The 26689-nt window shown below is 64.7% G+C and carries 25 protein-coding genes and 1 tRNA gene; 14 read left to right on the forward strand and 12 right to left on the reverse strand.

Features of this window, described 5'->3' with window-relative positions:
- Positions 1 to 27 precede the first annotated feature (27 nt).
- Entirely contained in the window at positions 28 to 873 is an 846-nt protein-coding gene (locus AXK11_RS00755) for a hypothetical protein (protein WP_068628343.1), read from the forward strand.
- Here AXK11_RS00755 and AXK11_RS00760 read toward each other — a convergent pair.
- Positions 866 to 1504: a bifunctional 4-hydroxy-2-oxoglutarate aldolase/2-dehydro-3-deoxy-phosphogluconate aldolase gene (locus AXK11_RS00760; protein WP_068628345.1), complete on the reverse strand. Its 639-nt coding sequence runs from the start codon at positions 1502 to 1504 to the stop codon at positions 866 to 868. The two genes, AXK11_RS00755 and AXK11_RS00760, sit on opposite strands and share 8 nt — an antisense overlap.
- A 107-nt stretch (positions 1505 to 1611) precedes the next feature.
- On the opposite strand from AXK11_RS00760, the gene AXK11_RS00765 reads away from it, so the two are divergent.
- Positions 1612 to 1693, forward strand: a tRNA-Leu gene (locus tag AXK11_RS00765).
- Positions 1694 to 1736: 43 nt separating this feature from the next.
- Positions 1737 to 1934 carry a hypothetical protein gene (locus AXK11_RS09585; RefSeq protein WP_068628348.1) on the forward strand — a complete coding sequence of 66 codons (198 nt, stop codon included), beginning with the start codon at positions 1737 to 1739 and terminating at the stop codon, positions 1932 to 1934.
- 14 nt (positions 1935 to 1948) lie between these two features.
- Here the strand turns inward: AXK11_RS09585 and AXK11_RS00775 are convergent, their stop codons facing one another.
- The 3 genes from AXK11_RS00775 to AXK11_RS00785 all read right to left on the reverse strand — a co-directional run bounded on the left by AXK11_RS00775 (position 1949) and on the right by AXK11_RS00785 (position 3699).
- Positions 1949 to 2338, reverse strand: coding sequence for a type II toxin-antitoxin system VapC family toxin (locus tag AXK11_RS00775; protein WP_068628350.1), 390 nt, complete (start codon positions 2336 to 2338; stop codon positions 1949 to 1951).
- Complete coding sequence (locus AXK11_RS00780) at positions 2335 to 2610, reverse strand: hypothetical protein (protein WP_068628352.1); 276 nt, start codon at positions 2608 to 2610, stop codon at positions 2335 to 2337. The genes AXK11_RS00775 and AXK11_RS00780 overlap by 4 nt, the downstream gene beginning before the upstream one ends.
- 87 nt (positions 2611 to 2697) lie before the next feature.
- The gene (locus AXK11_RS00785) at positions 2698 to 3699 is read right to left on the reverse strand and encodes a polyprenyl synthetase family protein (protein ID WP_068628354.1); all 1002 of its coding nucleotides are present in this window, start codon (positions 3697 to 3699) and stop codon (positions 2698 to 2700) included.
- A gap of 160 nt (positions 3700 to 3859) precedes the next feature.
- Between AXK11_RS00785 and murJ the strand changes: the two genes are divergently transcribed.
- From murJ to AXK11_RS10380, 4 genes are all read left to right on the forward strand, one after another.
- Complete coding sequence (gene murJ / locus AXK11_RS00790) at positions 3860 to 5476, forward strand: murein biosynthesis integral membrane protein MurJ (protein WP_068628482.1); 1617 nt, start codon at positions 3860 to 3862, stop codon at positions 5474 to 5476.
- Positions 5473 to 6444, forward strand: a complete 972-nt coding sequence (locus tag AXK11_RS00795) for a bile acid:sodium symporter family protein (RefSeq protein WP_082780717.1) — start codon at positions 5473 to 5475, stop codon at positions 6442 to 6444. Before murJ ends, AXK11_RS00795 begins: the two co-directional genes overlap by 4 nt.
- Before the next feature lie 105 nt (positions 6445 to 6549).
- Positions 6550 to 6768, forward strand: coding sequence for a hypothetical protein (locus tag AXK11_RS00800; protein WP_068628359.1), 219 nt, complete (start codon positions 6550 to 6552; stop codon positions 6766 to 6768).
- Positions 6769 to 7213: 445 nt separating this feature from the next.
- Positions 7214 to 7369 (forward strand): PEP-CTERM sorting domain-containing protein, encoded by a 156-nt coding sequence (locus AXK11_RS10380; RefSeq protein ID WP_369333194.1) that lies wholly within the window; start codon positions 7214 to 7216, stop codon positions 7367 to 7369.
- A 266-nt stretch (positions 7370 to 7635) separates the two neighbouring features.
- Here the strand turns inward: AXK11_RS10380 and AXK11_RS00805 are convergent, their stop codons facing one another.
- Together AXK11_RS00805 and AXK11_RS00810 are read right to left on the reverse strand one after the other, a co-directional pair.
- The gene (locus tag AXK11_RS00805) at positions 7636 to 8508 is read right to left on the reverse strand and encodes a carbohydrate ABC transporter permease (RefSeq protein WP_068628361.1); all 873 of its coding nucleotides are present in this window, start codon (positions 8506 to 8508) and stop codon (positions 7636 to 7638) included.
- Positions 8509 to 8582: 74 nt separating this feature from the next.
- Positions 8583 to 9530: a carbohydrate ABC transporter permease gene (locus tag AXK11_RS00810; protein ID WP_068628363.1), complete on the reverse strand. Its 948-nt coding sequence runs from the start codon at positions 9528 to 9530 to the stop codon at positions 8583 to 8585.
- 279 nt (positions 9531 to 9809) lie between these two features.
- Here AXK11_RS00810 and AXK11_RS00815 point away from each other — a divergent pair, with 279 nt between their 5' ends.
- The 4 genes from AXK11_RS00815 (at position 9810) to AXK11_RS00830 (ending at position 14177) form a co-directional block, all read left to right on the forward strand.
- Positions 9810 to 10478, forward strand: coding sequence for an NAD(P)H-dependent oxidoreductase (locus tag AXK11_RS00815; protein WP_068628365.1), 669 nt, complete (start codon positions 9810 to 9812; stop codon positions 10476 to 10478).
- Between the two features lie 21 nt (positions 10479 to 10499).
- Entirely contained in the window at positions 10500 to 11483 is a 984-nt protein-coding gene (locus tag AXK11_RS00820; protein WP_068628367.1) for a zinc-binding dehydrogenase, read from the forward strand.
- A gap of 50 nt (positions 11484 to 11533) precedes the next feature.
- On the forward strand, positions 11534 to 12604 hold the full coding sequence (locus AXK11_RS00825; RefSeq protein ID WP_068628370.1) for an NAD-dependent epimerase/dehydratase family protein: 1071 nt from the start codon (positions 11534 to 11536) through the stop codon (positions 12602 to 12604).
- Between the two features lie 406 nt (positions 12605 to 13010).
- Positions 13011 to 14177 (forward strand): 5-(carboxyamino)imidazole ribonucleotide synthase, encoded by a 1167-nt coding sequence (locus AXK11_RS00830; protein ID WP_068628484.1) that lies wholly within the window; start codon positions 13011 to 13013, stop codon positions 14175 to 14177.
- Positions 14178 to 14194: 17 nt separating this feature from the next.
- Here AXK11_RS00830 and AXK11_RS00835 read toward each other — a convergent pair whose 3' ends face one another.
- Positions 14195 to 14713 (reverse strand): hypothetical protein, encoded by a 519-nt coding sequence (locus AXK11_RS00835; RefSeq protein ID WP_068628372.1) that lies wholly within the window; start codon positions 14711 to 14713, stop codon positions 14195 to 14197.
- 207 nt (positions 14714 to 14920) lie between these two features.
- On the opposite strand from AXK11_RS00835, the gene AXK11_RS00840 reads away from it, so the two are divergent.
- A complete protein-coding gene (locus tag AXK11_RS00840) occupies positions 14921 to 17899 on the forward strand; it encodes a TonB-dependent receptor (protein ID WP_068628374.1) in 2979 nt (992 codons plus the stop codon).
- A gap of 185 nt (positions 17900 to 18084) precedes the next feature.
- On the opposite strand, the gene tal is transcribed toward AXK11_RS00840, so the two are convergent.
- From tal to AXK11_RS00860, 4 genes are all read right to left on the reverse strand, one after another.
- The gene (gene tal / locus AXK11_RS00845) at positions 18085 to 19053 is read right to left on the reverse strand and encodes a transaldolase (RefSeq protein ID WP_068628375.1); all 969 of its coding nucleotides are present in this window, start codon (positions 19051 to 19053) and stop codon (positions 18085 to 18087) included.
- A gap of 79 nt (positions 19054 to 19132) precedes the next feature.
- Entirely contained in the window at positions 19133 to 20536 is a 1404-nt protein-coding gene (locus AXK11_RS00850) for a CCA tRNA nucleotidyltransferase (protein ID WP_068628377.1), read from the reverse strand.
- A gap of 74 nt (positions 20537 to 20610) precedes the next feature.
- Positions 20611 to 21009, reverse strand: a complete 399-nt coding sequence (locus AXK11_RS00855) for a DUF423 domain-containing protein (RefSeq protein ID WP_068628486.1) — start codon at positions 21007 to 21009, stop codon at positions 20611 to 20613.
- Positions 21010 to 21044: 35 nt separating this feature from the next.
- Entirely contained in the window at positions 21045 to 22100 is a 1056-nt protein-coding gene (locus AXK11_RS00860; protein ID WP_068628380.1) for a 3-deoxy-7-phosphoheptulonate synthase, read from the reverse strand.
- Positions 22101 to 22543: 443 nt separating this feature from the next.
- On the opposite strand from AXK11_RS00860, the gene ygfZ reads away from it, so the two are divergent.
- Positions 22544 to 23527: a CAF17-like 4Fe-4S cluster assembly/insertion protein YgfZ gene (ygfZ, locus tag AXK11_RS00865; RefSeq protein WP_068628382.1), complete on the forward strand. Its 984-nt coding sequence runs from the start codon at positions 22544 to 22546 to the stop codon at positions 23525 to 23527.
- A gap of 179 nt (positions 23528 to 23706) precedes the next feature.
- Here the strand turns inward: ygfZ and galK are convergent, their stop codons facing one another.
- Positions 23707 to 24930 (reverse strand): galactokinase, encoded by a 1224-nt coding sequence (galK, locus tag AXK11_RS00870; protein WP_068628384.1) that lies wholly within the window; start codon positions 24928 to 24930, stop codon positions 23707 to 23709.
- Positions 24931 to 25577: 647 nt separating this feature from the next.
- Here galK and AXK11_RS00875 point away from each other — a divergent pair.
- Complete coding sequence (locus AXK11_RS00875; protein ID WP_068628386.1) at positions 25578 to 26687, forward strand: ribonucleotide-diphosphate reductase subunit beta; 1110 nt, start codon at positions 25578 to 25580, stop codon at positions 26685 to 26687.
- Positions 26688 to 26689 lie beyond the last annotated feature (2 nt).

Raw genomic sequence — 26689 nt, forward strand, 5'->3', positions numbered from 1 at the left:
GTTTGGTTTACAGGTTTACTACTTCCGATGACCGACACTTTTGACACACTCCCCACCATTGCGGATTCCGCTGCCGAAAAAAGGCTCGTGTACCTGGTCTTGGGGGTGAGCGGCTCGGGTCGTCGTGCGCTCGTGCGCGAACTCATCGAGTCGGGTTTTCCTGACGAAGCGGTGGCGCTCCTTATCTCCGGTAGCGAAGCCGCAGAAATGGGCGCGCCTGATGGCAGCCCGGATCGTCGGGCGGTAGCCGAGGCGATGTGGCGTTGGGAAGACACCAGTGCGGGCGAGCGCAGCGCGTCGGCGCCCGCTGTCGCGGGCCGGATCGTGGCCGAGTGGCCGCAGGGCGCGGTGATCGTGTTTCTGATCGCTGACGGCCGCCGCAATCCGGTTGATCAGGTGGAGGCGCTAAAACCCTGGTTGGCGCAGCACGGAGCGGAGCTCGGCAGGATTTTCTGCGTGGTGAATTGCCAATTCGCGGCAGCTCATCCCGATGCCCTGCCGTGGTTCGATGCCTGCGTGCATTTTAGCGACGTGGTGTTGCTGAGTGGTCGCGAGGGGATCCCGAACAAATGGGTGTCGGACTTTCAGAAGCGCTACGCCGAGCAGTGTTATCCCTGCCTCTTTGAGCTCGTGAAAAAGGGGCGCGTGGATAATCCGCTCGTCGTTCTGGATCCGCAGGCTCGCCGGATCAGCCAGTATTTTGAGGAAGCCGAAGACCCGTTGATTGAAGGGCTCGTCATCGAGACTGATGACGGCGAGGTCGACGATGCAGAGGCGGACCCGGATGACAGTCCGCCGGAAGATCCGTATCTCGCCCGCCGTGTGGGCGGGCGCCGCGCGCGCGAGATCCCCGATGTGGCGCGCTTTATTTGAGCGCGGAGACGGCCTCGCAAAAAGCGCGCGCCTTGGCAGTGATCGCAGCCCAGTCCCTGGACTTGAGGGCGGCGGCCTCGACGAGCGAGCTGCCCGCAGCGGTGGCCATTGCTCCGGCTTTTAAAAAGTCGCCGACATTGGTCGCGGTGACGCCGCCGGTGGGCACGATCTCGATATGCGGCAGCGGGCCTTTGATCGACTTGATGTAAGCGGGCCCGAAAAACTCGGCGGGGAAAACCTTGGCGGCATCGGCTCCGGCCTCCCAGGCATTGACGATCTCGGTCGGCGTAAAGGCGCCGCAAAAAACGGGTACACTGTAGCGGCGGCACAGCGTGATGACATCGGGGCGGAGCGCGGGCGTGACGATGAACCTGGCACCCGCGAGGATGCCCGCGCGCGCGGTCTCGGCATCCAGCACCGTGCCGAGGCCGAAGAGAAAATCGGGCAGTTCGGCGCTCGCTTTTTCCAGCATGCGGATGGCCCCCGGAGTCGTCATCGTGAGCTCGATGCTGGTCAGGCCGCCCTCGGCCAGCGCCTTGGCGCAGTCGAGAAGGCCGTCGGAGTTTTCGGCACGGATGAGGGCCACGACCTTTTCGGCGCGGAGTTTGGAAAGCACAGACTCTTTTTTCATGGGACGCTGCGCAGCGTGTCCTCGCGTGCAGGCAGATGGAAATCTATTTTCTTGCGCCGCAGGGGAGCGGCCGCTGTCTTCGGCGCGCTCTCCTCAAAGCGAGCTTTGCCCAGGTGGTGGAATTGGTAGACACGCAGGTCTCAGAAGCCTGTGCCGAAAGGTGTGCGGGTTCGAGTCCCGCCTTGGGCAGCGAGGAGCTTAAGCTGATGATTGCCCGAGGGATCGGGGAGGGATGCGCAGGCAGATCATGGCGTGGGCGGGGGTGACGAGGTGGCAGCCGGATATCTGCCGCCATACGTGTATCTCCAACTTGGTGGAGCTGCGCAGGAAGGATGCGGCGGTGGCGCGTGAGTGCGGGACGAGCGAGGGCGTCATCTACTTGCGCGACCCTGAGGAGCTGCTGCGCTGGGCGGGGCTGCGGCCGCAGTAGGGGTAGGTAGCCTTTTACGGGGCTTCGGCAAAGCTGATGCGCCTGATGCCGGGGATCAGGTCAAAGTGATGGTCGTTACTGAGGATGGGCAGGCCCAGCTCGATGGCACTGGCTGCAATCCACAGGTCGTTCGGGGGGACTGTCTTGCCTGCTTTTTTGAGGTCGTGGCGCAGCTGGCTGTAAATCCCGGCAGTGGCTTGTGTGCTGGGGTGGATCTCGCAGTGGGGCAGGGTCTGTGCGAGCCAGTGTTCGTAACGGGCGCGGTAGCGTGAGGCTTTGATGCCGAATTGGTACTCGCCCAGGACGGTGACGGGGATGACGCGGCGCGGGCTCTGGCTGATGATGCCGGGGGCTGCCCCTGTGCCGTCTGCCCAGTCGGAGACGGCATTGGTGTCGATGATCATGAGGCGCAGGAAGCAGTGCTTGGTGGGCTGCGAAACTCTGCGGTAAGGAGGGCTTTGATGCGCTTGTTCTCCTCGTGCAGGTCGGCGAGGGCACCGGCGGTCTGCATCCACGGGACATCTTTCCACGCGGGGCTGGGGGCAGATGGGGTGGGGGCCAGCTGCTCTTTAATGACTTCGGCGAGGAACTGGGGTACGGTGAAGCCACGGCGGGTGCTAGCTTGCTCGGCGAGCTGGTAGACGCTGCTGGGGAGCTGAATGGTGGCGGTGGGCATGGCGGGGGGAATGTGGGGCCACAGCCGGTGCGAAGTCAACTTGTGTGGCGTTTGCGGGCGGGAGACGGGGGGGAGTCGGGAAGTGCTCTACTTTTTGCGGGTGGTGAGCTGGTGGGTGAGGGCGAGGAGGAAGCGGGTGTCGCCGGGGAGCTTTCTCAAGGCGTCGAGGGCGTGTTCGGTTTGTTCTTCGGCGAGGCGTTGGGCGGTTTTGAGGCCGTAGTGTTTGACGTAGGTGAGCTTACCCGCGTGGGCGTCTTTGCCGGCGGTTTTGCCGAGGGTTTGGGTATCGGCGGTGGCGTCGAGGATGTCGTCAACGATCTGGAAGGCCAGGCCGAGGTGCCGGCCTGCGCGGCGCAGTGCGTCGAGGGCTTGGGCGTGAGGTCTGGCTGCTGCTGCGGATTGCGCTCGCCCCTGTGCAGCGGGCCAATCGGGGGGCTCTGGCCCGATGCCGATAAGGCCGCCCATGACGAGGGCGGCTTCGAGCATGGCGGCGGTTTTGTTGAGGTGGATGAAGTCGAGTGTTTCGGGAGTCGTGGCGGCGGCGTTTTTCTCGGCGAGCAGGTCTTCCATCTGTCCGCCGATGAGGCGGTGGCTGCCCGCGGCGCTGGCGAGCTCGGCGCTGAGCGCGAGCGCGAGCGCGGGGCTGTGGGCGTAGTGCTCTTGGAGGAGGGCAAAGGCGTGGGTGAGCAGCGCGTCGCCTGCGAGTAGGGCGGTGGCTTCGTCGAAGGCGCGGTGAGTGGTGGGGCGGCCGCGGCGCAGGTCGTCGTTGTCCATGCAGGGGAGGTCGTCGTGGACGAGCGAGTAGGTGTGCAGGCACTCAATGGCGACGGCGGCGGGAAGGGCGGTGGGGATCGCAGACCAGTTTATCGGGCGAGCGGTTCGCTGGCCGCCCGTCAGGTGCGTGTGTTCATCAAAAAGCTCGGCCGCCGCGAGTGTGAGGATGGGGCGCAGGCGTTTGCCGCCGCCGAGTACGGCATAGCGCATGGCTTCGTGGAGGCGGGCGGGGCGCGTGGAGGCGGTGGGCAGGAGGGCGTCGAGCCCTTGCTCGATTTGGGCGGTGTAGCGGGCGAGTGGCTCGGCGAGGCTCATCGTATGTGCGGGGGGGGAGGGAGGGCGTGCGCGACTTGGCGGGCAGTGCGGTTTGGCGTGTAGTGGGGCCGCGGAGGGTGCGGCGTTTTTTGCGGCCGAAGTGGCGCGCGGGAATTTGAGTTTCGCCTTGGTCGGGAGCGAGCGCGCAGTGTCTCCGGCTGTGTCTGGCAAACTCAAGAATATCGGTGTGGTCTCTGGGCTGACGGTGGTCTCGCGCGTGTTGGGGCTGATGCGCGACCAGTTGAGCGCGGCGGTGTTTGGGACGAGTGCGCTGAACTCCGCGTTCATCACGGCCTTTAGTTTGCCGAATTTGTTTCGACGCTTGCTGGGGGAGGGCGCGCTGACGGCGGCGTTTGTGCCGACGCTCCAGGAGGAGTTGGCGGCGGGGCGCGAGCCGGGTGCGTTTCGCCTGCTAAGCCAGGTGGCGAGCTGGCTACTGCTCGTCGCTGGCGGGGTGGTGGGGATGGGGATGCTGGGCTTCGCGTTTGGCGGGCGGCTCCCCTTTTTGGCAGGAAAGTGGTCACTGGCTGCGGAGCTCACCGTGCTGTTGTTTCCCTATCTGGTGTTCGTGTGTCTGGCGGCGGCGTTCAGCGCGACGCTCAATGTGTTCAAGCGTTTTACGGAGTCGGCGTTGTCGCCGATCTGGCTGAATGTGGCGATGATCGGCACGCTTGGTGGAGCGGGGCTGCACTTTGCCGATAGCGCGCTGGGGCGGATGCATTGGTTGTGCGCCGGCGTGCTGCTGGGCGGGCTTTTGCAAATGCTGGTGCCCGCGCTGGTTTTGATGCGCCTGGGCTGGCGGCCGCGTTTCGACCTGACGCTGAGCCCGCGGGTGCGCGAGATCGCGCGACTGATGGCGCCCGGGCTGTTCGGCGTGGCGATTTACCAGATCAATATCTACGTGTCGCGGCTCTTGGCGTTTTCGGTGAGCGACGAGTCGGCGGCGGTGCTTTTCTACGCGAACCGGCTGACGGAGCTGCCCATCGGCGTGTTCGCCATCGCGGTGGCGACGGTAGTTTATCCGCTGCTCGCGCAGCATGCCGCGCAGGGGCAGGCGGGGCTTTTTGCAGAGGATTACCGCAAGGGCCTGCGCCTGATCTTGCTGGTAAACCTGCCGGCGGCAGCGGGGTTGGCCTTGCTGGCCGAGCCGATCACGCGGCTGCTTTTCGAGCGCGGTTCGTTTACGGCGAGCGACACGGCATTGCTGGTGCCGCTGCTGGCGGGCTTTGCCGTGGGGATGCCGTTTTTCTCGATCACGAGTTTGTCGACGCGCGCCTTCTACGCGCTGAAGGATACGAAGACGCCGGTGAAACTCGCTGCGGTGAGTTTTGTAATAAACCTTGGGCTGAGCCTCGCATTGATGCGGCCGCTGGGCGCACTCGGGCTCGTTTTGGCAAGCACGGTGGCGATCATCGTGCAGACGGTGCAGCTTCAGCGTGCGCTGACGGCGCGGTCAGCCGGGCTGCGTTTTGCGCCGCTGTGGGGCGGCGTGGCCAAGCTCGCTGTCGCGGTTTTGATAATGGGTGCGGTGGTCGGCGCGGGTTGGGCGCTGCTCAATGGGCCGCGTGGCGTTGCGCTGGCCGGAACTGGGTTTGCGCGCGACTTGCTCGCGGTGGGCGGGCTGATCCCGCTGGGCGTTCTCATTTACGGCGTAGCATTGTGGGCGCTGCGGATTGAGGGGCGCGAGCAGTTGCCCGCGCTGTGGCAGCGGCTGCGGGCACGCTCGGGCGCGGCTGCCCGTGCTCCGAAAGAAAACGCAGGAGGGGGCCAGTCATGAAGAAGCCGGACTGGTTTTTAATCGGGATGCTGGTGGCGGCGCTGTGCGCGTGGGCTTTCCCGTCGGCCGGGGCGGGCGGCGGCTGGCTGCGGCCGGAGCTCACGGTCAACGCCGGAGTCGCGCTGATCTTTTTCCTACACGGGCTGCTGCTGTCGTTTGCGGCCTTGCGCGCGGGGACTGTGCGCTGGCCGGTGCACCTGGTGGTACAGGGCTGCACCTTTGTGTTTTTCCCGCTGTTGGGGTTGGCGCTACTGCCGCTGCTCGACGCGGGGCTCTCGCCGGAGCTGGTGCTGGGAGTGTTCTTTGTGTGTGCGCTGCCTTCGACGGTTTCGTCTTCGGTGGCGATGACGGCGACCGCGCGCGGCAACGTGCCGGTGGCCGTGTGCAATGCGACGCTCTCCAGCCTCATCGGCGTCGTCCTCACGCCGTTGTGGATCAGCGTCGTTACCGCGACGACCGGGCAGCGACTGCCACTGGGCGAGGTGATTCTGGACTTGGTGCTCTGGATGGTGCTGCCCCTGGCGGTCGGCCAACTATTGCGCCCGCTGCTGGGCGCATTTGCGCAGCGGCACAAGGCTCGGGTAAACCTCGCCGACCGGCTCGTGATCTTGCTGCTCGTCTACACCTCGTTTTGCGAATCGGTGCGGCGCGAGGTGTGGTCGGGCCAATCGCCCTGGGCCTTGCTCGGCGTGGGGCTGCTCTCGCTGGGCTTGTTTTTCGCGGCGTTGGCTGCGGTGCGGCTGGTGTGCCGCCTGTGCAAGCTGCCGCGCGAGGACGAGATCGCCGCGATTTTTTGCGGCTCAAAGAAGACCCTCGCCGCGGGAGTGCCGATGGCGCAGCTCATCTTTGGGGCGACGCCTGCACTGGGGCTGATCCTGCTGCCGATCATCGTGTATCACCAACTGCAACTGCTGGTGTGCAGCGTGCTGGCGTCGCGCTGGGCGCAGCGCGATCAAGCGACCGATTGAGTGGGGCGGCCCCGCTTTCCTCTTCAGACCACCGGCTCGCATTGCTCGCTCAGGAGTCCGGCAGGGGGCGTTGACAGCTCGGATGGGCGCACTTGACTGAGCCCCATGAAGACCACGGTCAGCGAGTTCCGGCGTCAGTTCACACGGATGCGCAAGCTTGCGGCCTCCGGTGAGACTGTGACGGTCGAGGCTGACGGCGAGACTTACGAGTTTCGCGCTCGCCGAAAGGATAGCCTGCTCGGCTGTATGGCGGGTACGGCCAACCTCGAAAACCTTCGGGAAGGCCCCGCCTTCACACTGGAAGAGTGGGGCGACCTCGCGTGAAATACCTGCTGGATACGCACGCCGCCCTTTGGGCTTCTCAAGAGCACAGAAAGCTTTCGCTCCGTGTCCGCGATTTGCGGTTATACGGTACGAGTAGGGATTCGCGTAAATGGTAAGATAATTCTATGACGATAATTGGGGGCGGGTTGTATTGGATAGTGATAATGATCATTGGACGGTTTACGGAGATTATGGTAGTGGATATAGCTACGTTAGAGATCTCATTGTTAAGAAGGACTCCATTATCGAGTTTGTCGGGCCCTCACTAGATCCTGACTTGTACGGTCCTATTTTGAATGTGGAATATATAACGTTTTGGGGTGATAGTGTGTTGTTTCTTTCTTTGGACCCAGCTGGGAGTAGTACTTTAGGTATTAAAGATCATGGGGCGGTGACTAAGGAGGCACTTTGTCATATCGCTATCAGCAATGATAGCGGTCTTTGGGTGCCTCAGTGGAGCCTTGATAATGGTTATTATTATGTAGTCGGCTATGACGGGCCTTGGAAGGCTCTCCCAGAGCCATCAACTTACGGCGCGGTGTTTGTGGCTGCGGGGTTGGGAGTGGCCTTTCTTCGGAGACGAGGGCGTGGGCCCCGGTAGGGGCTTCCGGGGACGGTGGCCCTACGCGGGCGGCGGGATCGAAGACCCACTTATTTTGCGAGCCGCTCGTTGGCGGCTCGTCAGGGTCGCCACTTCCATTTGGTTTTGTTTTCGTTCTGCGCGTCCGCGCAGAACGAAAACAAAACCATAAAGTCCCCCCCTCCTGTCGCGTTGCGACAGTAGGAAACGCGAAACAGGAGCCCCGCAGCAAGTGGTGCAGGCATGGCCTGCCACCGCGCGTAGTGGGGGGGAACTTCTACGTGTCGTCAGCCCTTTACTGCGCCGGCGGAGAAGCTGCGCACGAAAAACTTCATCGTGAAGAGCAGGATGATGATCAGGGGAATCGAGGAGATGAAGTAGGTCGCCATGATCTGGCCCCAGGGCTTCACGTATTCGCCTTCCAGATAGATCAGGCCGACGCCGAGCGTAAACAGCTCCTGGTCGCGCAGGATGATCAGGGGCATCATGAAGTCATTCCACCCGCCCATGAAGGAGAAGATCGACAGGGTGCCGATGATCGGCGCGGCCATGGGGATGACGATGTTTACCATGCGCTGGAAGTGGCTCGCGCCGTCCATCTCGGCCGCCTCGAAGAGGTCTTTGGGGAGGTCTTCGATGAAGTGCCGCAGGATAAATACGTTAAAAACCTGCCCGCCCGCGACGCCGAGGAGGATCAGCGCCGACAGCGTGTTCAGCAGGTGCATCGACTTCAGCAGCATGAACACGGGCACAAAGGTGCCCACGCCGGGCATGATCAGCAGGATCAGGAAGAGTACCCAGAGGAATTCTTTGCCGGGGAGCTTGGCGCGGGCGAAGAAGTAGGCGCCGAGGAGCGCGAAGAAAAAGGTGCCAAAGGTCGTGCAGGTGGCGACGAAGACCGTGTTCGCGAGGTAGGGGGCAATCAGCTTGATGCCGAAAGCCCAGTTCCCCCAGTTCCACTCGCTGATGGGGAGGGGCAGCCACGGTTGCTGGAGAAAGGTCGAGGTGTCCTTAAACGAGACCTGAAACATCATGTAGAGCGGGAAGAGCTCTATCGCGATGAGGCCCAGCAGGATGATGTGCTTGGGCCAGTCGTGCTGGCGACCGCGCGACGTGCGGGGAGCGGAGGCTTTTGCGGCGGTGGGAGAGGTGGAAGGCATGGGGGCGACGTGCGTGCGAGAGTGGGGAGGTTGTGCGGTGTGCGGTGGTGGCGGGGCGCGGGCGGGCGCCAGGCTCACTTGTCGACGCGGATGTAGCGGTTGTTGATATAGGTCAGCCCGAGGATGATCACGCCGAGGATGATGCCGAGTGCGCAGGCGTAGCCGAACTCCCCGGCGACGAAGGACCGGTTATAGATCCACAGGCCGGGCACCATGCCGCGGCCGCCGGGCCCGCCGCCTTCGTTGAGCATGAGGAGCTGGAAGCCGAAGCCTCCGAGTGTCCCCATGACCATGAGGATCAGGCTGAGGCGGATCTGGGTCAGGATCAGCGGCAACTCGATATAGAAAAACTTCTGGATCGGCCCGATGCCGTCGAGGTCGGCGGCTTCGTAGACCTCGGTCCCGATTGCTTGCAGGCCGGCCAGATAAATAAGGACGCCGAACATGCCGATCCACGGGAAACCCCAGATAAACAGCGTGGGCAAGATGAGGTCGGGCTGGCCGAGCCACGCGATCGGGATATCCGTGAAAAACACGCCCCAGCCGAAAAAGTTGTCCAGCGACACGAGCACCGATTTCAGCCCCGTGGCCTCGATCAGGGCGTTTAGCCCGCCGATATTGGGGTCGAGCAGGAACTTCCAGATGAACAGCCCCACCAGCCCGGGGACGATCATCGGCACGACCAGGAGCACGCGGTAGACGTACTGCCAGCGGTCGCTCTTCAGGCGGTGGATGAGTACCGCCATGATGATCGACGGCCACATCTTGATGAGGTTAAAGACGAGCAATAGCCCGATGACCTTGAAGGAATTCAGGAAGGTGACATCGGAGAATGCCCTCCTGTAGTTTTCCCAGCCCGTAAACCGCTTGGCCTCGCCGCCGCCCCACTCGAACACGCTGTGGTAGAACCCGTTGGCTACCGGGTAGTACTGGAAGACGAAGATCAGCGCGAGCGAGGGCAGGATGAAGAAGTATAACGGCCAGTCGCGAAGGATTTTCTTTTTGACGATGGAGCTGGACATGGGGGCGTTGGGACAAAAAAGCCGACGTCAGAACCGGGGCGTTTCGGGCGCGCTTTTTTTGATGACAGGGAAGGGGGGAAAAGGGCGTGCGGTGCAGTGAGTGAATGCTTCTACGCATGCCAATCTCAAAAGTACTTAGCGCCGGGTTTTGTGGGGGCTGGCGCTCGCAGAATTACGGCGGCTAATGCGAGCCCGCGCCGCCGCCAGTGCTCCCTCTACCCGCGCCGCGCGCCTCCGCATTTCTTGACAAACACGGGCCGCTCCTCCCTCTGCGCTCGCATGTCAACCAGACCTGATCTCAGCCCCGATAGGCTCCTCTCCGCGCTCAACTGGCGCTACGCCGTCCAGCGTTTCGACCCCACGCGCAAGGTCGCGCCCGAGACCTGGGCGGCCCTTGAGGATGCCCTCATCCTCACGCCCTCCTCGTATGGGCTGCAACCGTGGCGCTTTATCGTGGTGACCGATCCGCAGAAAAAGACCGAGCTGTGCGCGGCGGCCTACAACCAGTCCCAGGTCAGCGACTGCTCCCACTTCCTGGTGATCAGTGTGCGCTGCGACCTCGGGGAGGACTACGTCGATTATGTCGAGCGGCACCTCGCCCGCACCAGCGAGGTGCTCGGCGTCCCGCGCGACTCGCTCGACGATTTTGGCCGCATGCTTGAGGGCGCACTCAAGAGGGCCGAGGCCGCGGGCCGGATCGATTGCTGGCAGTCGTACCAAGCCTATATCGCGCTCGGCAACTTCTTGACCAGTGCCGCGCTGCTCGGCGTGGACGCTTGCCCGATGGAGGGCTTTTCGGTGGAAAAGGTAGACGAAATCCTCGGCCTCACGGGCAGTGGTTACAGCACCGCAGTTTGCGTGGCCGCAGGCTACCGCGCGGCGGACGACAAGCGGGCGGAGCAGCCCAAAGTGCGTTTTCCGAAGGAAGTGCTGTTCACCTATCTTTGAGCGGCCGAAGCTGGCGCGACCATGCGAGCGATCGTTTTTACGGCTGTTGACGAACTGTGCGTGCGCGAAGACCTGCCCGCCCCGCAGGCCGAGGCGGGCGAGGTCGTCGTCTCGCTGCGCGCCGCCGCGCTCAATCACCGCGACCTGTGGATCCTGCGCGGCCAATACGCGGGGCTGCGCTGGCCGATCATTCCGGGCAGCGACGGCGCGGGCGTCGTGAACGCGCTGGGCGAGGGCGTCTCGCCCGAGTGGCTGGGCCGCGAGGTGATCATCAATCCCGCATTCGGCTGGGGTGCAGGCGCGGCTGCTGCCGGGCCGGATTTCTCGATCCTCGGGCTGCCGCGCGACGGCACGTTTGCGGAGGCAGTGGCCGTTCCGGTCGGGCAGCTCGCGCCCAAGCCCGACCACCTCGACTTGCCCCATGCCGCGGCGCTCCCGCTCGCGGGGCTCACTGCGTGGCGCGCGCTGATGACGCGGGCCCAACTGCGCGCAGGCGAGCGCGTGCTGGTTTCGGGAATCGGCGGCGGCGTGGCACTCTTTGCCTTGCAGTTCGCGAAGGCTGCGGGCGCGCACGTCTGGGTGACGTCGAGCGATCCAGAAAAACTTGCGCGTGCGGCCGAGCTCGGCGCGAGCGGCGGCTTTCTCTACACGGAGCCCTTTCCCGAAAGAGCGCGGGGCAGCTTCGACGTGATCATCGATGGCGCGGGCGGGCCGGGCCTTGACGCCCTGATTGATGCGGCGGCGCCGGGCGGGCGGATTGTCTCCTACGGGGCGACGCGCGGCAACGTACCGGAGCTCGCGCTGCGCAAGGTGTTTTGGAAACAGCTCTCCCTGCTCGGCACGACGATGGGCAGTCCGGCGGATTGGGCGGCGATGCTCGACTTCGTCACCCGCCGCGAGATCCGCCCGATTCTCGGCGTGACCTGGCCGCTGCGCCGCGCGGAGGAAGCTTTTGCGCTGATGGAGCGCGGCGACCACATGGGGAAGCTCGTGCTGGCGATCTGATTGCGCAGTCCCGTTTCGCGGCTCACTCCCATTCCCCTCCCCCCACTTTCATGGCAAAAATCTTGATCACCGGCGCGGCGGGTTTCATCGGCAGTCACACGGCCGACCGGCTCTTGGCTGACGGCCACACGGTCTTGGGCGTGGATAATTTTCGCACCGGCCACCGGAAAAACCTGATGGCGACCGAGCAGCACGGGCGGCGCTTCAAGCTGGCCGAGGCCGACGTGGCCAAGCCGGGGGCGCTCGCTGCGCTCTGTGCGCGCTTCCGCCCCGATGCGATCATCCACCTCGCCGCGCTGGTGAGTGTGCAGGAGAGCATCGCCGACCCTGCGCTCAACCACCGGCTCAATGTCGAGGCGACCGAGCGGGTCGCCGCCGCTGCTCTCACGCATGGCGTGCGGCGGATTGTCTTTGCCTCGTCTGCGGCGGTGTATGGCGATGCGTGCGAACTGCCGATTGGCGAAGATGCGCCCAAGCAACCGATCAGCCCCTACGGCGAGGCCAAGTTGCGCTCCGAAGAGCTGCTCCTCGCAGCGGCTGCCGAAAATGCCGGACTGGTGGTGCGCTGCCAACGCTACTTCAACGTCTTCGGCCCGCGTCAGGATCCGGCCTCTCCGTACTCGGGAGTGATCTCGGTTTTCGAGCGCTGTTACCGCGAAGGTCGCCGCGCTACCCTTTACGGCGACGGGCTGCAAACGCGTGACTTCATCTCGGTGTATGACGTGGCCTGCGCCAACGCGCTGGCCGCGACACGCGGCCTGGCGGGGGCAGCGGAGGCGACAGCTCAGGCCGCCGCGTCCGGGCGAGGCGCCCAGGCAAACGCGAAGGGTGCGGCCAGCGGCTCTGCCCCCGGCATCGCTTCCGGCGTGGCAAACATTTGCACGGGGCGAGCGACTTCGCTGCTCGATATTGTGCAGATATTTGAAACGCGGTACCCGAGGGTGCCGCCGCCACGCAATGAGCCCGCGCGCAGTGGCGACATCGTTCACTCGCTGGGAAATCCGGCGCGCGCGCGTGCCGAGCTCGGCTTCAAGGCCAGGGAGCCATTCAAGCGGGCCTTGACCGACTTGATCGACCACGGGCGCATCGGGAGAATGATGCCCGCCCTACTGAACGAATGACGGAGGGCTGCCCTACGCGGGCGGCGGGGGACGGTGTCCCCTGCCATTTACGTTGCGGTTTGCTCGTCGGGCGCTCCGCCCGACGAGCAAACCGCAATGTAGGAAATCCCCCAATCTCCGATCGGGCAGGAGCTTAACCTGTGATCCCAAAAAAAGGCCCCAATGGGTACCTTCTCTCATTCGCGTTTTGTGTTTCTCGCCTGTCGCAACGCGAAAGGGGGATGTCCCTTAAATTTGCGATTTTGCTTGGGCGCGCAGCGCACAGGCAAAATCGCAAATTGAATGGAAGTGGCGCCCCGCCACCGCCGCCCGCGCAGGGCCGCTCCACGCGCAGTGGAAGTTCGATAAAGTTCGGCACGGAGAAGACCCTTTACCCGTTTGGGGGCGTGCGCTTGGCATGGGGGCGATGACACGCGAATGCATTTTGCCCGGCAGCGGGCGTATCGGTATCTTGGGCGGCGGGCAGCTTGGGCGCATGCTCGCGCAGGCTGCGCAGACGCTCGGGTTTTCGGTGTCGGTTTTTGAGCCGCAGGCGGGCTGTCCGGCGGGTGCGGTCGCCCACCGCGAAGTGAATGCGCCTTACACAGATTGGGCGCAGTTGCGTGACTTTGCGCGCGGCTGCGACGTGTTGACCTACGAGTTTGAGAACATCCCGACCGGGCCGCTGCGACAGCTTGCGGCCGAAGGGCTCGCTGCGCTGCGTCCGGATTGGCGGGTTCTGGAAATCGCCCAAAACCGGCTGCGCGAGAAGACCTGGCTGCGCGAGCGGGGCGTCCCGCATGCGCGCTTCGCTTCGGTCGCGGCAGGCGGCGATCTGGCTGCGGCGATTCGCGAAGTCGGGCTGCCCTGTGTGGTGAAGACGGCGGACTTCGGCTACGATGGGAAGGGCCAGCTCAAACTTCAGACGCAGGCCGATGTGGCCGCTGCCGCCGCGCAGTTTGCGGGCCAGGCCGCGGTGGTGGAGCAGTGGGTCGCGTTTCGCTGCGAGCTCTCGGTCGTCGTGGCGCGCGGGGCGGACGGCCAGGCGCGCGCATTTCCCGTTTCCGAAAATGTGCACACGAATCACATCCTGGATTACTCGATTCTCCCCGCGCGCGTGCCAACAGAGGTTCAGGCGCGTGCCGAGGCGCTGGGGCTGGAAGTGGCCGAAAAACTCGGCGTGGTGGGGCTGATCGCGGTGGAGCTGTTTTTGACGGAAGGGGGCGAGCTCCTCGTCAACGAGCTGGCGCCGCGCACGCACAACTCCGGCCACTACACGCTGGATGCCTGCGCGACCTCGCAGTTTGAGCAGCAAGTCCGCGCCATCTGCGGACTGCCGCTTGGCGATACGGCACTGCGCGCGCCTGCGGCGGTGATGGGGAACCTTTTGGGCGACCTGTGGTTTGGGCCCTCGGGCGAGCGGCGCGATCCGGATTGGCCGCTGCTACTGGCCGATCCGGATGTGAAGTTGCACCTGTACGGAAAGGCCGAGCCGCGCCGCGGCCGCAAGATGGGCCACTTCACCGTACGGGGCGCGAATGCAGACGAAGCGCTCGCCCGCGCCCAATCGCTCAAAGCCGCGCTGCGACGCTGAGCCGTGCCGTCGGGCGGCTACTGCTGCTTGTTCGCCGCCTGCGAGGCGATCAGCTCAAAGAGTCGGTCGAGCCGCTGGTTGATCTGGTCTATCCGTGCGTTGGTCTGGTCGATCCGTTCGTTTGTCGTGCGCAGTTCCGTGCGCAACTCGGTAACGGCCGAGTCGATCCGTGCGGTCATGTCGCTTTGCACCTGATCGATTCGCGAGTTAAGCGAATGCTGGGTAGCAAACAGCAACGCGATAAAGGCGACCAGTGCACTGGCCCCCACGCCGAGAACCCACTTGATCAGACTGGCCTTGACCTCGGCCAGGTCGGCCTTTGTGGCGCTCGTGGCCTCAAGCACAGCGAGCCGCTCCGCGATTGTTCTGGGGGCAGCCCGTGTGGCCGGGGCAGCTTCGTGCGCCATCGTGTCCGCTGCCTCGCGTGTCACTTCGCGAGTACGCCCCTCCTCACGAGTCCCCACTTCGGCCTCGGAATTGTCGTATGACAGTTCCTCGGCGAGTTTGCGGGGCAGCGTTGCGGCAACGGAGGCCATGCGGGAAAACGTGTCAGCTTGGGAGGTCGCGTCAAGGGCGTGTGGACGAAGACGCGGCGCGCGCCTGTAGGCGGTTTTACTCATGACACTGATAGTACTTGAGCTGAGCCCCATTTGTGCCTCCAAGTGCGCGACTTCGAGAGAGCTCCCTGCGCAGTTTTCTGCGCCGTGCTCTCGCGACCCTACACAACTAAACAAAGAGACTCTATGAACACACTCGTTCTCCGCGCGCGGGCTGGCCGCGCCGTATCGGGACTGGCCGCCAGGTTAACTGGTCGCCGCACGCTCCAGCTGGCGGTCCTTGCCCTCGTGGCCTTTTCCGCTGGCTTGCTCGCCACAAACTCGGCGCAAGCGCAGTCCAACGTCACCGGCTCGCTGGCTGGCCGCGCAGGCCCCGGGGCCACGGTGACCGTCATCAATGTCGAGACGGGCTACACGCGAACGACGACGGCCTCGGCCTCCGGCGCGTTTACCCTCACTGCCGTCCCCACGGGCCGCTACCGTGTGAGCGCCACGGGCGAGGAGAGCGAGCCGCTCGTTGAGGTGTCGCTCGGGACGACCAGCTCGGTGCGTTTTGGTGGCGATGCCGTAGTCGAGCTTGAGCGCCTGGAGGTCAGCGGGCTCGGCGCCTCGTTCAGCCCGATTGATTTTGGGCGCACCGAGTCGGTCGCCATTTTCAACGCGGCGCAGCTCGATGCGCTGCCGGTCGAGCGCAACACGAGCGCGATTGCGCTGCTCGCTGCCGGCACCGTCCCGGGCGACACCGCCTTTGGGAATTTGGTGTCCTTCGGCGGGGCTTCCGTCGCGGAAAACGCCTACTTCGTCGACGGCTTCAACCTCAGCGACTTCCGCACGGGGACCAACCCGATCCAGCTCCCCTACGAGGCTTATGAGCAGTTCGAGATCAAGAGCGGCGGTTACTCGGCCGAGTTTGGCCGCTCGCTCGGCGGCGTGATCAACGCCACCACCAGGACCGGCACCAACACCTACAAGGCCGGCGCCAACGTCTTCTACCTGCCGGACTCGGGGCTCAACGGGAAGACTCCCAATGTTTACTACACGAACCAGCTCGGCACGCCCGACACGCTCTGGCGCTACAACGGTGCCGACAAGCGCGAGCGGCTCGAAGCCAACATCTGGGCCAGCGGCCCGCTCATCAAGGACAAGCTCTTCTTCTACGGCCTGTACAACGCCAACGAAGTGAAGAACCAGGACGTCCTCAACAGCGGCGACCGCATCCGCCGCCAAAAGCAGGACGACCCGCTCTACCTCGCCAAGCTTACCGCAAACCCCTTTCCCGGGCACACGCTGGAGTACACCTTTATCGGCACCGAGAAGGAGTCGCTCAACACCGACACCGACTACGACTTCGCCACGCACACCGACCAGGGCACCAACCTGAGCACCATCACGACCAAGCGCGGCGGCGACATCCACATCGCCCGCTACATCGGCAGCCTCACCGACCGGCTCACCTTCTCCGCCCTCTGGGGGACCGGTAAGAACAACCTCTCGACGGTCGGCAGCACCGACCTGGAGCCGCTCGTCCTCGACGCCCGCTTCGGCCCCGCCCAGCGGCTCTCCGGCACGCAGGCGGTCATCGAGCCGGGCAGTGTCGACGAGCGCGAAGTCCTGCGCTTCGACCTCACCTACGGTTTCTCGCTGCTCGGCGAGCACCAGTTGCGCGTCGGCTTTGACCGCGAGGACAACAGCTCCGCAGTGACCACCGGCTACTCCGGTGGCGGGTGGTACTATCTCTACATGACGGTCACGCCCGGAGCTTCGCTCGGAGGCGGCACCGTCCCCGCAGGCGTCACTCAGGTCACCCGCGACCGCTTTCTGGAGAACAGCGGCAGCTTCGAGGTCACCAGCGATGCCTACTACATTGAGGATAACTGGTCGACACTCGACGGGCGGCTCCTGCTGCGGCTCGGCGTGCGCAGCGAGAATTTCGAGAACTTCAACGCCGCCGGAGAATCCTTCGTTAAAATGACCGAGCAGATCGCCCCGCGCCTCGGCGTGGCCTACGACCTCCTCGGCGACCAGAAGACCAAGGTCTACGCCAACTACGGCCGCTACCATATCCCCGTCGCCTCCAACACCAATGCACGGCTCGCGGGCGGTGAGACCTTTACCGAAGAGCACTACGAGCTGCTCGGCGTAAACCCCGACGGCACTCCCATCCGCGGCCAGCAAATCGGCTCGCTCCAACTGCTCTCACCCGGCGGCATCCCCAACAAAGACACGATCGTCGATCGCAACCTCGATCCCATGTATCAGGACGAGTTTATCGTCGGGATCGACCACGCGCTCAACAAGGACTACCGCATCGGCCTGCGCGCCACCTATCGCGACCTGAAGAGCACGATGGACGACATGATCATCGACCACGCGCTCACCGACTACGCGCAAAACGTCCTCGGGATCGCGGGGGCCGACTTCATCGGCTACCAGCACTACGTCCTCGCCAACCCCGGCAAGAGCATCACGACCCTGTGGGACTTCGAGGACGGCAACGGCGAGCAGCTCGTCACCCTGACGCCCGAGCAGCTCAAGTTCACCGAGGGCAAGCGCAAGTACGCCGCCGTGGAGTTGCTCTTTGAGAAAGTGTGGGACGGTAAATGGGCCGCGCAGTTCTCCTACACCTGGTCGCAAAACTACGGGAACACCGAGGGCTGGGTCTACTCTGACATCGGCCAGGACGACGCGGGCCTGACCCAGCAATTCGACACGCCCGACCTCCAGCGCAACTCTTTCGGTTGGCTACCCAATGACCGCCGCCACGCCTTCAAGCTCTTCGGCCACTACGCGCTCACCAGCGAGCTCACGCTCGGCGCGAACTTCCGCCTCACCTCGGGCCGCCCGCTCAACTACAAAGGCTGGTACAACGACGCCGTTACCGGCACGGGCTACGGTGCCGATTACTACCTCGTGCAGCGCGGTCACGCGGGCCGCATGGGCTGGGTCTTCGAGCAAGGCATCAGCCTGCGCTATGTGCCGAAATGGGCGGGCCGCCGCCTCGCCCTGCAAGTCGATGTGAACAACTTGCTCAACAGGCGGACCGTGACCCAGCGCGTGGAAATCGCCGAGATCGACACCACCGGCACCGCTGCGGCTGATTACCTGCTGCCCACGGCTTGGCAAACCCCGCGCCGCGTAACCTTTAGCGCGAGCTACGGCTTCTAGCCGCGGCCCCTTTTCGCGGGACTGGGGCGAGTAGAGCCAAGGCCGCTCGCCCCATCCCTTGAAGGGCGCCTTTGTCGCTTCACTGCGTGCCGCGCGTGCGAGCTCCGCACGCGGGCGCGTTATAGTTTCTGCGCGGGTCGCTTGGAGGGGGGCGCTCCGCGCGCGGGCGTGTTTTTCCTCGCGGCTCAGCCGAGTTTGGCGGCGAGGAGTTTCTCCAGCTTCAAAATATCGGCGGCGAAGCCGCGGATGCCTTCGGCGGTTTTTTCGGTCGCCATCGCGTCTTCGTTGAGCGCGTAGCGGAAGGCTTTTTCGCTAAAACTGAGCTTGGCGAGATCGGCCTTGGCCGCTGCGGCGGGGTCGAGTTTGCGGGTGACGGCGCCGGTCGAGGCTTGCAGCTCGGCGAGGAGCGGGGGGGCGATTGTCAGCAGGTCGCAGCCGGCGAGCTCCAGGATTTCGCCCGCGTTGCGGAAGCTCGCGCCCATGACCTCGGTCGCGTAGCCGTAGCGTTTGTAGTAAGTGTAAATCTCGGTGACGGATTTTACGCCCGGGTCTTCCGCACCCGCGAAATCGCGACCGGTGGCTTTCTTATGCCAGTCGAGGATGCGGCCGACGAAGGGCGAGATAAGCTGCACGCGGGCCTCTGCGCAGGCGACGGCTTGGGCAAAGGAGAACAGCAGTGTGAGGTTGCAGTGGATGCCTTCTTTTTCGAGCTGCTCGGCGGCTTTGATCCCTTCCCACGTGGAGGCGATTTTGATGAGGATGCGCTCGCGCGCGATGCCTTCTTTTTCGTAGCGGGCGATCAGCTCGCGCGCTTTGGCGACGGTGCCCGCCGTGTCGAAGGAGAGCCGCGCATCGACCTCGGTCGAGACGCGGCCCGGGACGATTTTTAAAATCTCGCAGCCGAAGAGAACGAGCAGCCGGTCAATCGTTTCGGCCAGACCCGCCGGACTGGTGGTCGCCGCGCCGCTGCTGCGGCTGTCGGCCACGGCCTTGTCGACGAGCCAGGCGTAGTCGGGCATGCTGGCGGCCTTGAAGATGAGGCTCGGGTTGGTCGTCGCGTCTTGCGGCGTGTATTGCTTGATGCTGGCGAAGTCGCCAGTGTCGGCGACTACGGTTGTGTACTGCTTGAGCTGGTCGAGTTGGGTTGTGGACATTGTGCGTGGGTGTGTGGGTTTGAGTGAAAGTAAAGCGGGAGTGCGCGGGTGCGGGCGTGCATGTTGTGAGGTACGCAGCTTACTCTTTTTGTGAAGGGCGTTTAGCTAAATACTCGGCGAGCCAGGCGCGACCGCCCACTTCGTCATGAAACTGCCCGTCGAGCTGCGCTTCAAACGCGGTGGCGAGCACCGCGCCAAACTCGGGCCCGGGCTGCCAGCCGTGCGCGATCAGGTGCCGCCCAAGGACGAGCGGCCTCGGCGCGGCGTCCGCGAGCGCGAGTGCGCGCGCGACCTCACCCAGCGCGTCGATCCGCGCCAGCGTTTCGGGCGAGCGCAGCGGGGGCCGCCCGTCGTGATCGGCGCGCATGACGATGAGCAGCTCTCCGATGGTCGCCGGCGCGAGCCGCCGCGCGAGTCGCCGCACGGCGGGCTCGCTGGGAGGGACCGGGCCGCTGTGGTACGCGAGGTGGTTTTTCACCAGTGGGCAAACGTGCTCGGCGAGCTCCAGCGGCGCACCGATCCGCTGCAAGAAACGCTGCGCGATCTCGCCGCCCGCGGCTTCGTGCCCGGGGCTGAGTACTCGCTGCCGCCCGCCGCGCTCGCCGACGAAGGTCGTGGCGGGCTTGCCAAAATCGTGCGCCAGCACGGCGAAGCTGAGCTTGCGCCGCCGCGCTTGCGGTGCCCGCTGCCAGTCGCCGAGCGCGACCAGCGCATCGAGGCAGTGCTGGGTGTGGGTGAAGACATCGCCCTCGGGGTGCCACTCGGGGTCTTGCGGCGTGGCGTCGAGCGCGGCGATCTCGGGGAAATGCTGTAGCCAGCCGGTCTCTTTTAGCACGGCGAGCCCGCGCGAGGGTTTGCGGGCCTTGGTCGCCCACTTGTCCCACTCGCCCCAGATGCGCTCGCGCGGCAGCTCGCGAAAGGTGTCCGCGATTTGCCGGCACAGCGCGGCGGTCTCGGGCGCGAGCGCGAAGTCGAAGCGCGCGGCGAGCTGGAAGCCGCGCAGGACGCGCAGCGGGTCTTCGCTAAACGCGGCGCTCGTGTGCCGCAGGAGGCCGCGCTGCAAGTCCGCCTGCCCGCCGTGCGGATCGATCAGCGCATCCTCAAACGGATCGTAGGCGATCGCGTTGATCGTAAAGTCGCGCCGCGCGGCGGCCTCGGCGTCGCTGAGCAGCGGGTCGGGCGTGATCGCGAAACCGCGGTGGCCCGCGCCTTCCTTTGACTCGCGGCGCGGCAGGCTAAAGTCGTATTCCTTGCCCCGCCTGCGCAGTTTGATGACGCCGAAGCTGCGGCCCACCAGATCGGTCGCGCCGAAGCGCGCGAGCACGCGTTGCAGTGTGGGGAAGTCGACTCCGGCGACTTCGATATCGTAATCGTGCGAAGGCTGCCCGAGCAGCCAGTCGCGCACGCCGCCGCCGACGAGCCGGGGCCGCCCCACGCGGCGCACCGCCTGCAGGACAGCGAGGAGCTCGGGCGGCAGTTTCATCGGGCTTGGCGGGGGCGGTGTTTCCGGTGCGCGGTTAAGGGCGGGTTGGGCCTGTGTGCCGGGCGTCGCAGCGCCTACTTTTTGCCCAAGCTAAAGGCCGCCGGAATCAGGTACGCCCACGCAAAGATAAACGCCACGCCGCCGATTGGCGTCACGGGCCCGAGCCAGCGCGGGCCGCCGAGCGCGATCCAGTAAAGCGAGCCGGAGAAGAAAACGATGCCCAGGCTCCATGCGAGGACAGCGCGGCGCAGCCAGCGGGCCTCGGGCGCGCTCTCGCCGCGGCTGGCCAAAAAGAGCGCCGCGGCTAGCAGCACGACCGAGTGCATGAGGTGGTACTGCACGGCGGTCTCCCAGGCCGAGAGCCTGCCCGTGGCGAGGAGCTGCGGCTTGAGCGCGTGGGCCCCGAAGGCACCGCAGGCAATGGCGAGCAGACCGAACACGCCGGTCAGTAAGAGGGCAATCCGTGCGGACATGGCACGGCCACTCCAAACCGGAGTGCCGCCGCACATCAACCCCGCACTGCCAGCGCGGTGTGGATTTCGCGGACGAGCGCTTCGGTCGTCGGCCAGTCGATGCAGCCGTCGGTGATCGAGACGCCGTAGCGCAGCGCCGCTCTCGGCTGGGGGAAGGGCTGGCTGCCCGCCTCGATGTTGCTCTCGATCATGGCACCCATGATCGAGCGGTTTCCGGCGGCGATCTGCGCGAGCAGTTCCCGCATGACCTCGGGCTGGAGCTCCGGCTTCTTGGCCGAGTTGTCGTGCGAGCAATCCACGAGGATGGCCCGCGGCGGCAGCCCCGCCTTGGCGAGCGCGCTTTCGGTCGCGGCGACGTGCTCGGGCGAGTAGTTGGGGCCTGCGCTGCCGCCGCGCAGGACGATGTGGCAGTCGGGGTTGCCGCGCGTGCGCACGGCAGAGGCCGCGCCGTCGAGGTTGACGCCGAGAAAAGTCTGCGGCTGCGAGGCGGCGAGGATCGCGTTGATGGCAGCCTTCAGCGTCCCGTCCGTCCCGTTTTTAAAGCCCAGCGGCATCGAGAGGCCGGAGGCCATCTGGCGGTGCGTTTGCGACTCGGTGGTGCGTGCGCCGATGGCCGCCCAGCAAACGAGGTCGGCGATGTATTGCGGGGTGATCGGGTCGAGCAGCTCGGTGGCCGTCGGCAGCCCGAGCTCCAGTACCTCGCGCAGAAAGGCGCGCGCGGTGCGCAGCCCCGTCTCGATATCGTGCGAGCCATCGAGGTGCGGATCCATGATCAAGCCCTTCCAGCCAATCGTCGTGCGCGGTTTTTCAAAATACACGCGCATCACGATCATGATCCGGTCGGCGACCTGGGGAGCGAGCGCGGCGAGTCGGCGCGCGTAGTCGCGGCCCGCCTCCAGGTCGTGGATCGAGCAGGGGCCGATGACCAGGAGAAAGCGGCGGTCGTCGCCAAAGAGGATCCGGTGCAGGTCGTGCCGCGTGCGTGCGACGAACTGGGCGAGTCGCTCGCCGGCTGGGGTTTCGGCCAACAGCGCGGCGGGCGTCGGCAGCGGGCGGGTTTCGACGATGTTAAGGTCGGAGGTGGTTTGCATGAACGAAGCGGAGAGAGTGAGAGCGCTGTGCGCTCGCGCGCCAACCTGTAAAAGGGGCATCGGGCTCGTTTATTTTTGGGAGGTTCTGCCACTCCCTGTCCGCCAGTGGTACGGCGGGTGCCGCGCAATTTCGTGCCGCCTCTTTCTGCCGCGGCATAAGTGGGCCTAATCGCGTGGTTACTCGTGGGAGGAGCAGCGGGCTCAGTCACTCGGCGGGAAAAGGGAAAGCCGGCCTCGGAAAATGGGCAAAAAAAGTGGCCGGCCGCTTACCCCTAAGCGACCGGCCTTTGCTTTCTTAGTTACCCCAAAACTCCCGCTATGCGGGAGAAGTGTTAAAGTGACGTTGCGAGGAGATAGGTTTCCGGCCTCAGTCGTCAACTGAATCTTGGAGATTTTTTTGTCTTTTTATTATAACTCACTGTTTGTTAAGTGAATAAAAATCTATGAATACTGCCCCAGTGCCTTCGTTTTTCCCCTGGAAGCCGGCCTGTTGGCTGCGTGTGGAGGGCCCAGATGCCTTTGATTTCCTCCAGGGGCAGCTCAGCAACGACTTGCGTGCGCTCGGGAGCAGCGGCCCCGGAGAGGCTGCGGGGCCGCGCGAGGCGGTGTATGGGCTGTGGCTCAACCGCAAGGGCCGGATACTGGGCGATGGCTTCGTGCTGCGGGCGGGGGAGGAGCGTTTCTGCGTGTGCAGCTACGAAACTTCGGGCGAGGCACTGCGCGCGCATTTGGAGAGTTTCATCGTCGCCGATGAAGTGGAGCTTATCGACGAGTCGCCTAACGTCGCGGGGCTCACGCTGCTGGATGGGGCAGGGGCGCAGACTCTTTTGTCGGACGCGGGTTCGCTGGCCCCCCGCGTCGGCGGCGCATTCTTCACTGCGCCGTTTGGCGTGCGCCCGGGCGGAAGCGCGGGGAGCGTTGTCGAGTGGGTGGGGCCGGCGGCTGTGCGCGAGGCACTCGTCGCGGAGCTCGGCGGAGTGAAGGCCTTGAGTGCCGACGAGATGGAGCGGCGCCGGATTTTGGCAAAAATCCCCGCTGTACCGCGCGACCTGGGTGAGGGCGAGCTGCCCCAGGAAGGCGGGCCGGATTTTGAGCGTGCCGCTGTTTCCTACACAAAGGGCTGCTACCTCGGCCAAGAGGTGATGGCGCGCGTGCACTCAATGGGCCGCGTGCGCCGCCAGCTCGTACAAGTTTGCGGTCACGAGTCCTTGTCCGAAGCGCTTTCAGTTCCCGCACTGCCCGCGCCGCTTTACTTGGGGGATAAAAAGGTCGGCGAGTTGCGCACGGCAGCGGGTCGCGGCCCGGAGCTCATCGGCCTGGCGCTCGTTTCGCTACTTCAGCTCCCGAAAGAGGCGGAGCGAGTCGCGCTGTCGTTTGGCCCAAACGGGGAGCCCGCGTTGGTCGCGGATTTGGGCCAGCTATCGTAATTCTTTCAGGTGAGCTGCGCCTGCGCCGCAGGGGCGCAGACCCTTTTGTTGGCCGTGCGGTTTTAGCCCGTTTCATTTGTCGAGCGGCTCGGTGGCCGCTCGACGTTGCCCGCGCCGCCAACGGTAAACGCTCACTAAAGTTGGCCCCTGCGTCAGCAGGGAAGACTACGCTGCGTGTTTCATTCTGTCGCGGGAGCGTGAATGGAAGCGGGCACTGCCTGCGCGCCGTCGGCGGTTTGGGTTTCGAGGATTTCGGGCGCGTTGCCAAAGCGGGCAGTGTAGCGGGCGGCGACCGTCTCGGCTTGAGCGCGGGTGAAGTGCGCATCGGTCAGTGCGATGACGGCGCCGCCGAAGCCGCCGCCGCTGAGCCGCGCGCCGTAGACGCCCGGAGTCGTGCACAGCGTATCGACCAGAAAATCGAGCTCGGGCGTGCTGTTTTCAAAAAGGTGCTGTGAGCTGCGGTGCGAGGCGGTGAGGAGCTCGCCCGTGGTGCGCAGGTCGCCTCGGGCGAGCGCACGGCGCACGGCTTCGACGCGGGCGATTTCCTCGACGACGTGTTGTGCCCGCCGCGCAATCTCGGGCGCGAGGTGGGCTTTGGCCCTGCGCGCGGCGGATGTTTCGGGCGAAAGCTCCGCGAGCTGCGCCACGCCGAGTGCGCGCGCGGCCTCCTGGCATTCGCGGTGTCGCTCGGCGTAGAGCCCGTCGATCAGCGCGTGTTTGGTGTGCGTGTTGAAAATCCAGAAGCGCGCATCGCCCTCACGCCGCGCCCGCCCCTCACGCTCTTCCTTTCCGCTCCGGCCAGGCAGCGGTACGAGCTCGAAGCGGGGCGCGCGGCAGTCGATGAATACGAGGTGACCTTTTCTCCCAAAACCGCAGACGCCTTGGTCGAGGATGCCGCAGGGGACGCCCACGAAGTGGTTTTCCGCGTGGCGGCCAATCGCGACGAGCTGCTCGCGCGCGACTTGCTGCTGGGTGATGTCGAGAAAGGCGAGGGCGGCGGCGAGCTCCAATGCTGCGCTGCTGGAGAGCCCGGCACCGACGGGCAGGTCGGAGACGACGCAGAGCTCAAAACCCGCAGGCGCGCGCAGCCCGAATTTTGGAAACGCGGCCAGCACACCGAGCGGGTAGTTTACCCAATCCGCGGGGCCGCTCTGGCGCGCCACGCGGTCGGCGGGCAGCTCGACGATGGCGCCTCCCGTGTGGGCTGCGGCGAAGCGGCGGCGCCCATCGTCGCGCGGTGCGAGCCCGACCCAGAGGCTGCGGTCAATGGCGGCTCCGATGACCGTGCCGCCGTTGTAGTCGATGTGGTTGCCGATGAATTCTATGCGGCCCGGGGCGCGAGCAATCACGGCGGGCTCACGGCCAAAGGCGGCGTGAAAGTGGGCGAGTAGTGGCGCGCGCATGTGTGTGAGGAAAGGGATGAGAGGGGAGACGGGAGGCCCTACGCGGGCAGCGGTGGCGTGTCGCCACTTCCATTTAATTTTGGAATCGTCCTCGCCGCTACGCGGCGAAGCTCGATTCCAAAATTTCGTATCCTGTCGCGTTGCGACACGGTCTTCGACCGTCCTATTTGGCGAGCCGCTCGTTGGCGACTCGTCAGATACTCAGCCCGGGCGCGAATGGAGCAGAAACCCGTTTGGGCGCGGTCTTCGACCGACTTACTTTGCGGCGCACTCGTTGGTGCGCCGCCTGCCGCCCCATGCGTAGTGGGAAAAATCTGCGGGAACGGGCTGGGGCCGGGGATCTACGTATCGGGGGCGTAATTTTTGCGGAAAATTCGCAGGCCGACGTTCAAAAAAACGGCCGCGATAGTAGGCGGGCTACTGGTTGCGGGGAAGCGGGGGATTCTGGCTGAAAACCGGTTGACGCGAAAAGGCGCGATTTCCACATCTTGTGGTGTTTGCTCGATACGACCACATCCTGTTGTGGTGAGCAACGGTCCAGTAAGTTGTGGTGAACTTAGGTTCGCTACCTGCGTTTTTATCCCGAAAACGCCTTTTTTGTCCCATTTTTTCCCGCTTCACAGAGTCCACCAGAGCCTCCGCTTCTTATGTCCATCTCCCAGCAGAGTTTAGAGAAAGTTTACCAGGTCGGTGAGCGCCGTTTCCTGCTCAATGAGCCCGCCGCGGAGGCCGCGCTGGCCGCCAAGCGCGTGATTAACGGCGAGCGCTCGCAGCAGTTCAGCCTTTTCCCGCTCAAGTACCCGTGGGCCTACGAGCTGTACCGCACGATGAAGGCCAACCACTGGGAGCCCGAGGACATCCCGATGGGCAAGGACATCGAGCAGTGGCGCGACCCGCTGGCCGTCACCGATGTCGACCGCTGGATCATCCGGATGGGGCTGGGCTATTTTTCGGCGGCCGAGGGGATCGTGGGCGACAATGTGCAGCACGTGACGCGCGAGCTGGTCACCGCGCCCGAGCTCCGGCTCGTGACCAGCCGCCATGCCCACGAGGAGAACATCCACGCCGACTCGCTGCTGTACATGATCGCCTCGCTGGGGCTCAACCCGCACGAGTGCGAGGCGATGTTTGACGACATCCCGACGATCGTCCGCAAAAACGAATTCGTCACCCGCAACTCCAGGGACCTGCGCGTGGGGCTCGATTTTACGCAGCCGCAGAACATCCAGCTCTACGCCAAAAACATGTTCCTGTTTGGGCAGTGCATGGAGGGCACGCAGTTTTACGGGCTGTTCGGGATGATCCTCTCGCTGTACCGGCAGAACAAGTTCCCGGGCGTCGGGCAGATGTTTCGCTACACGCTGCGCGACGAGTCCAACCACATCGAGAACTACCGGAACTTGTTCATGGACCTGGTCGAGGAGAACCGCGCGATCTGGACGCCCGAGTTTCGCGAGGAGCTGCGCGAGATGATGCACGAGGCGATCACGCTGGAAAAGGACTTCATCCGCGACTGCCTGCCGGTGAATGCGGTGGGCCTCAGCCTCGACGACTTCCTGACCTACATCGACTACATCGCCGATCGGCGGCTGGAGAGCTGCGGACTGGAGCCCTTTTCCAAGGAGGAGATCCGCAACCCGCTGCCCTGGCTGGCGGAGATGATGGATATCAAGAAGGAGCAAAACTTCTTCGAGGGCCGCGTCACCGAGTACCAGAAGGCCTCCTCGCTGACCCACGAGAGCGACGACGATCTCTGAAT

It is taken from the genome of Cephaloticoccus primus (assembly GCF_001580015.1).
Taxonomy (GTDB): domain Bacteria; phylum Verrucomicrobiota; class Verrucomicrobiia; order Opitutales; family Opitutaceae; genus Cephaloticoccus; species Cephaloticoccus primus.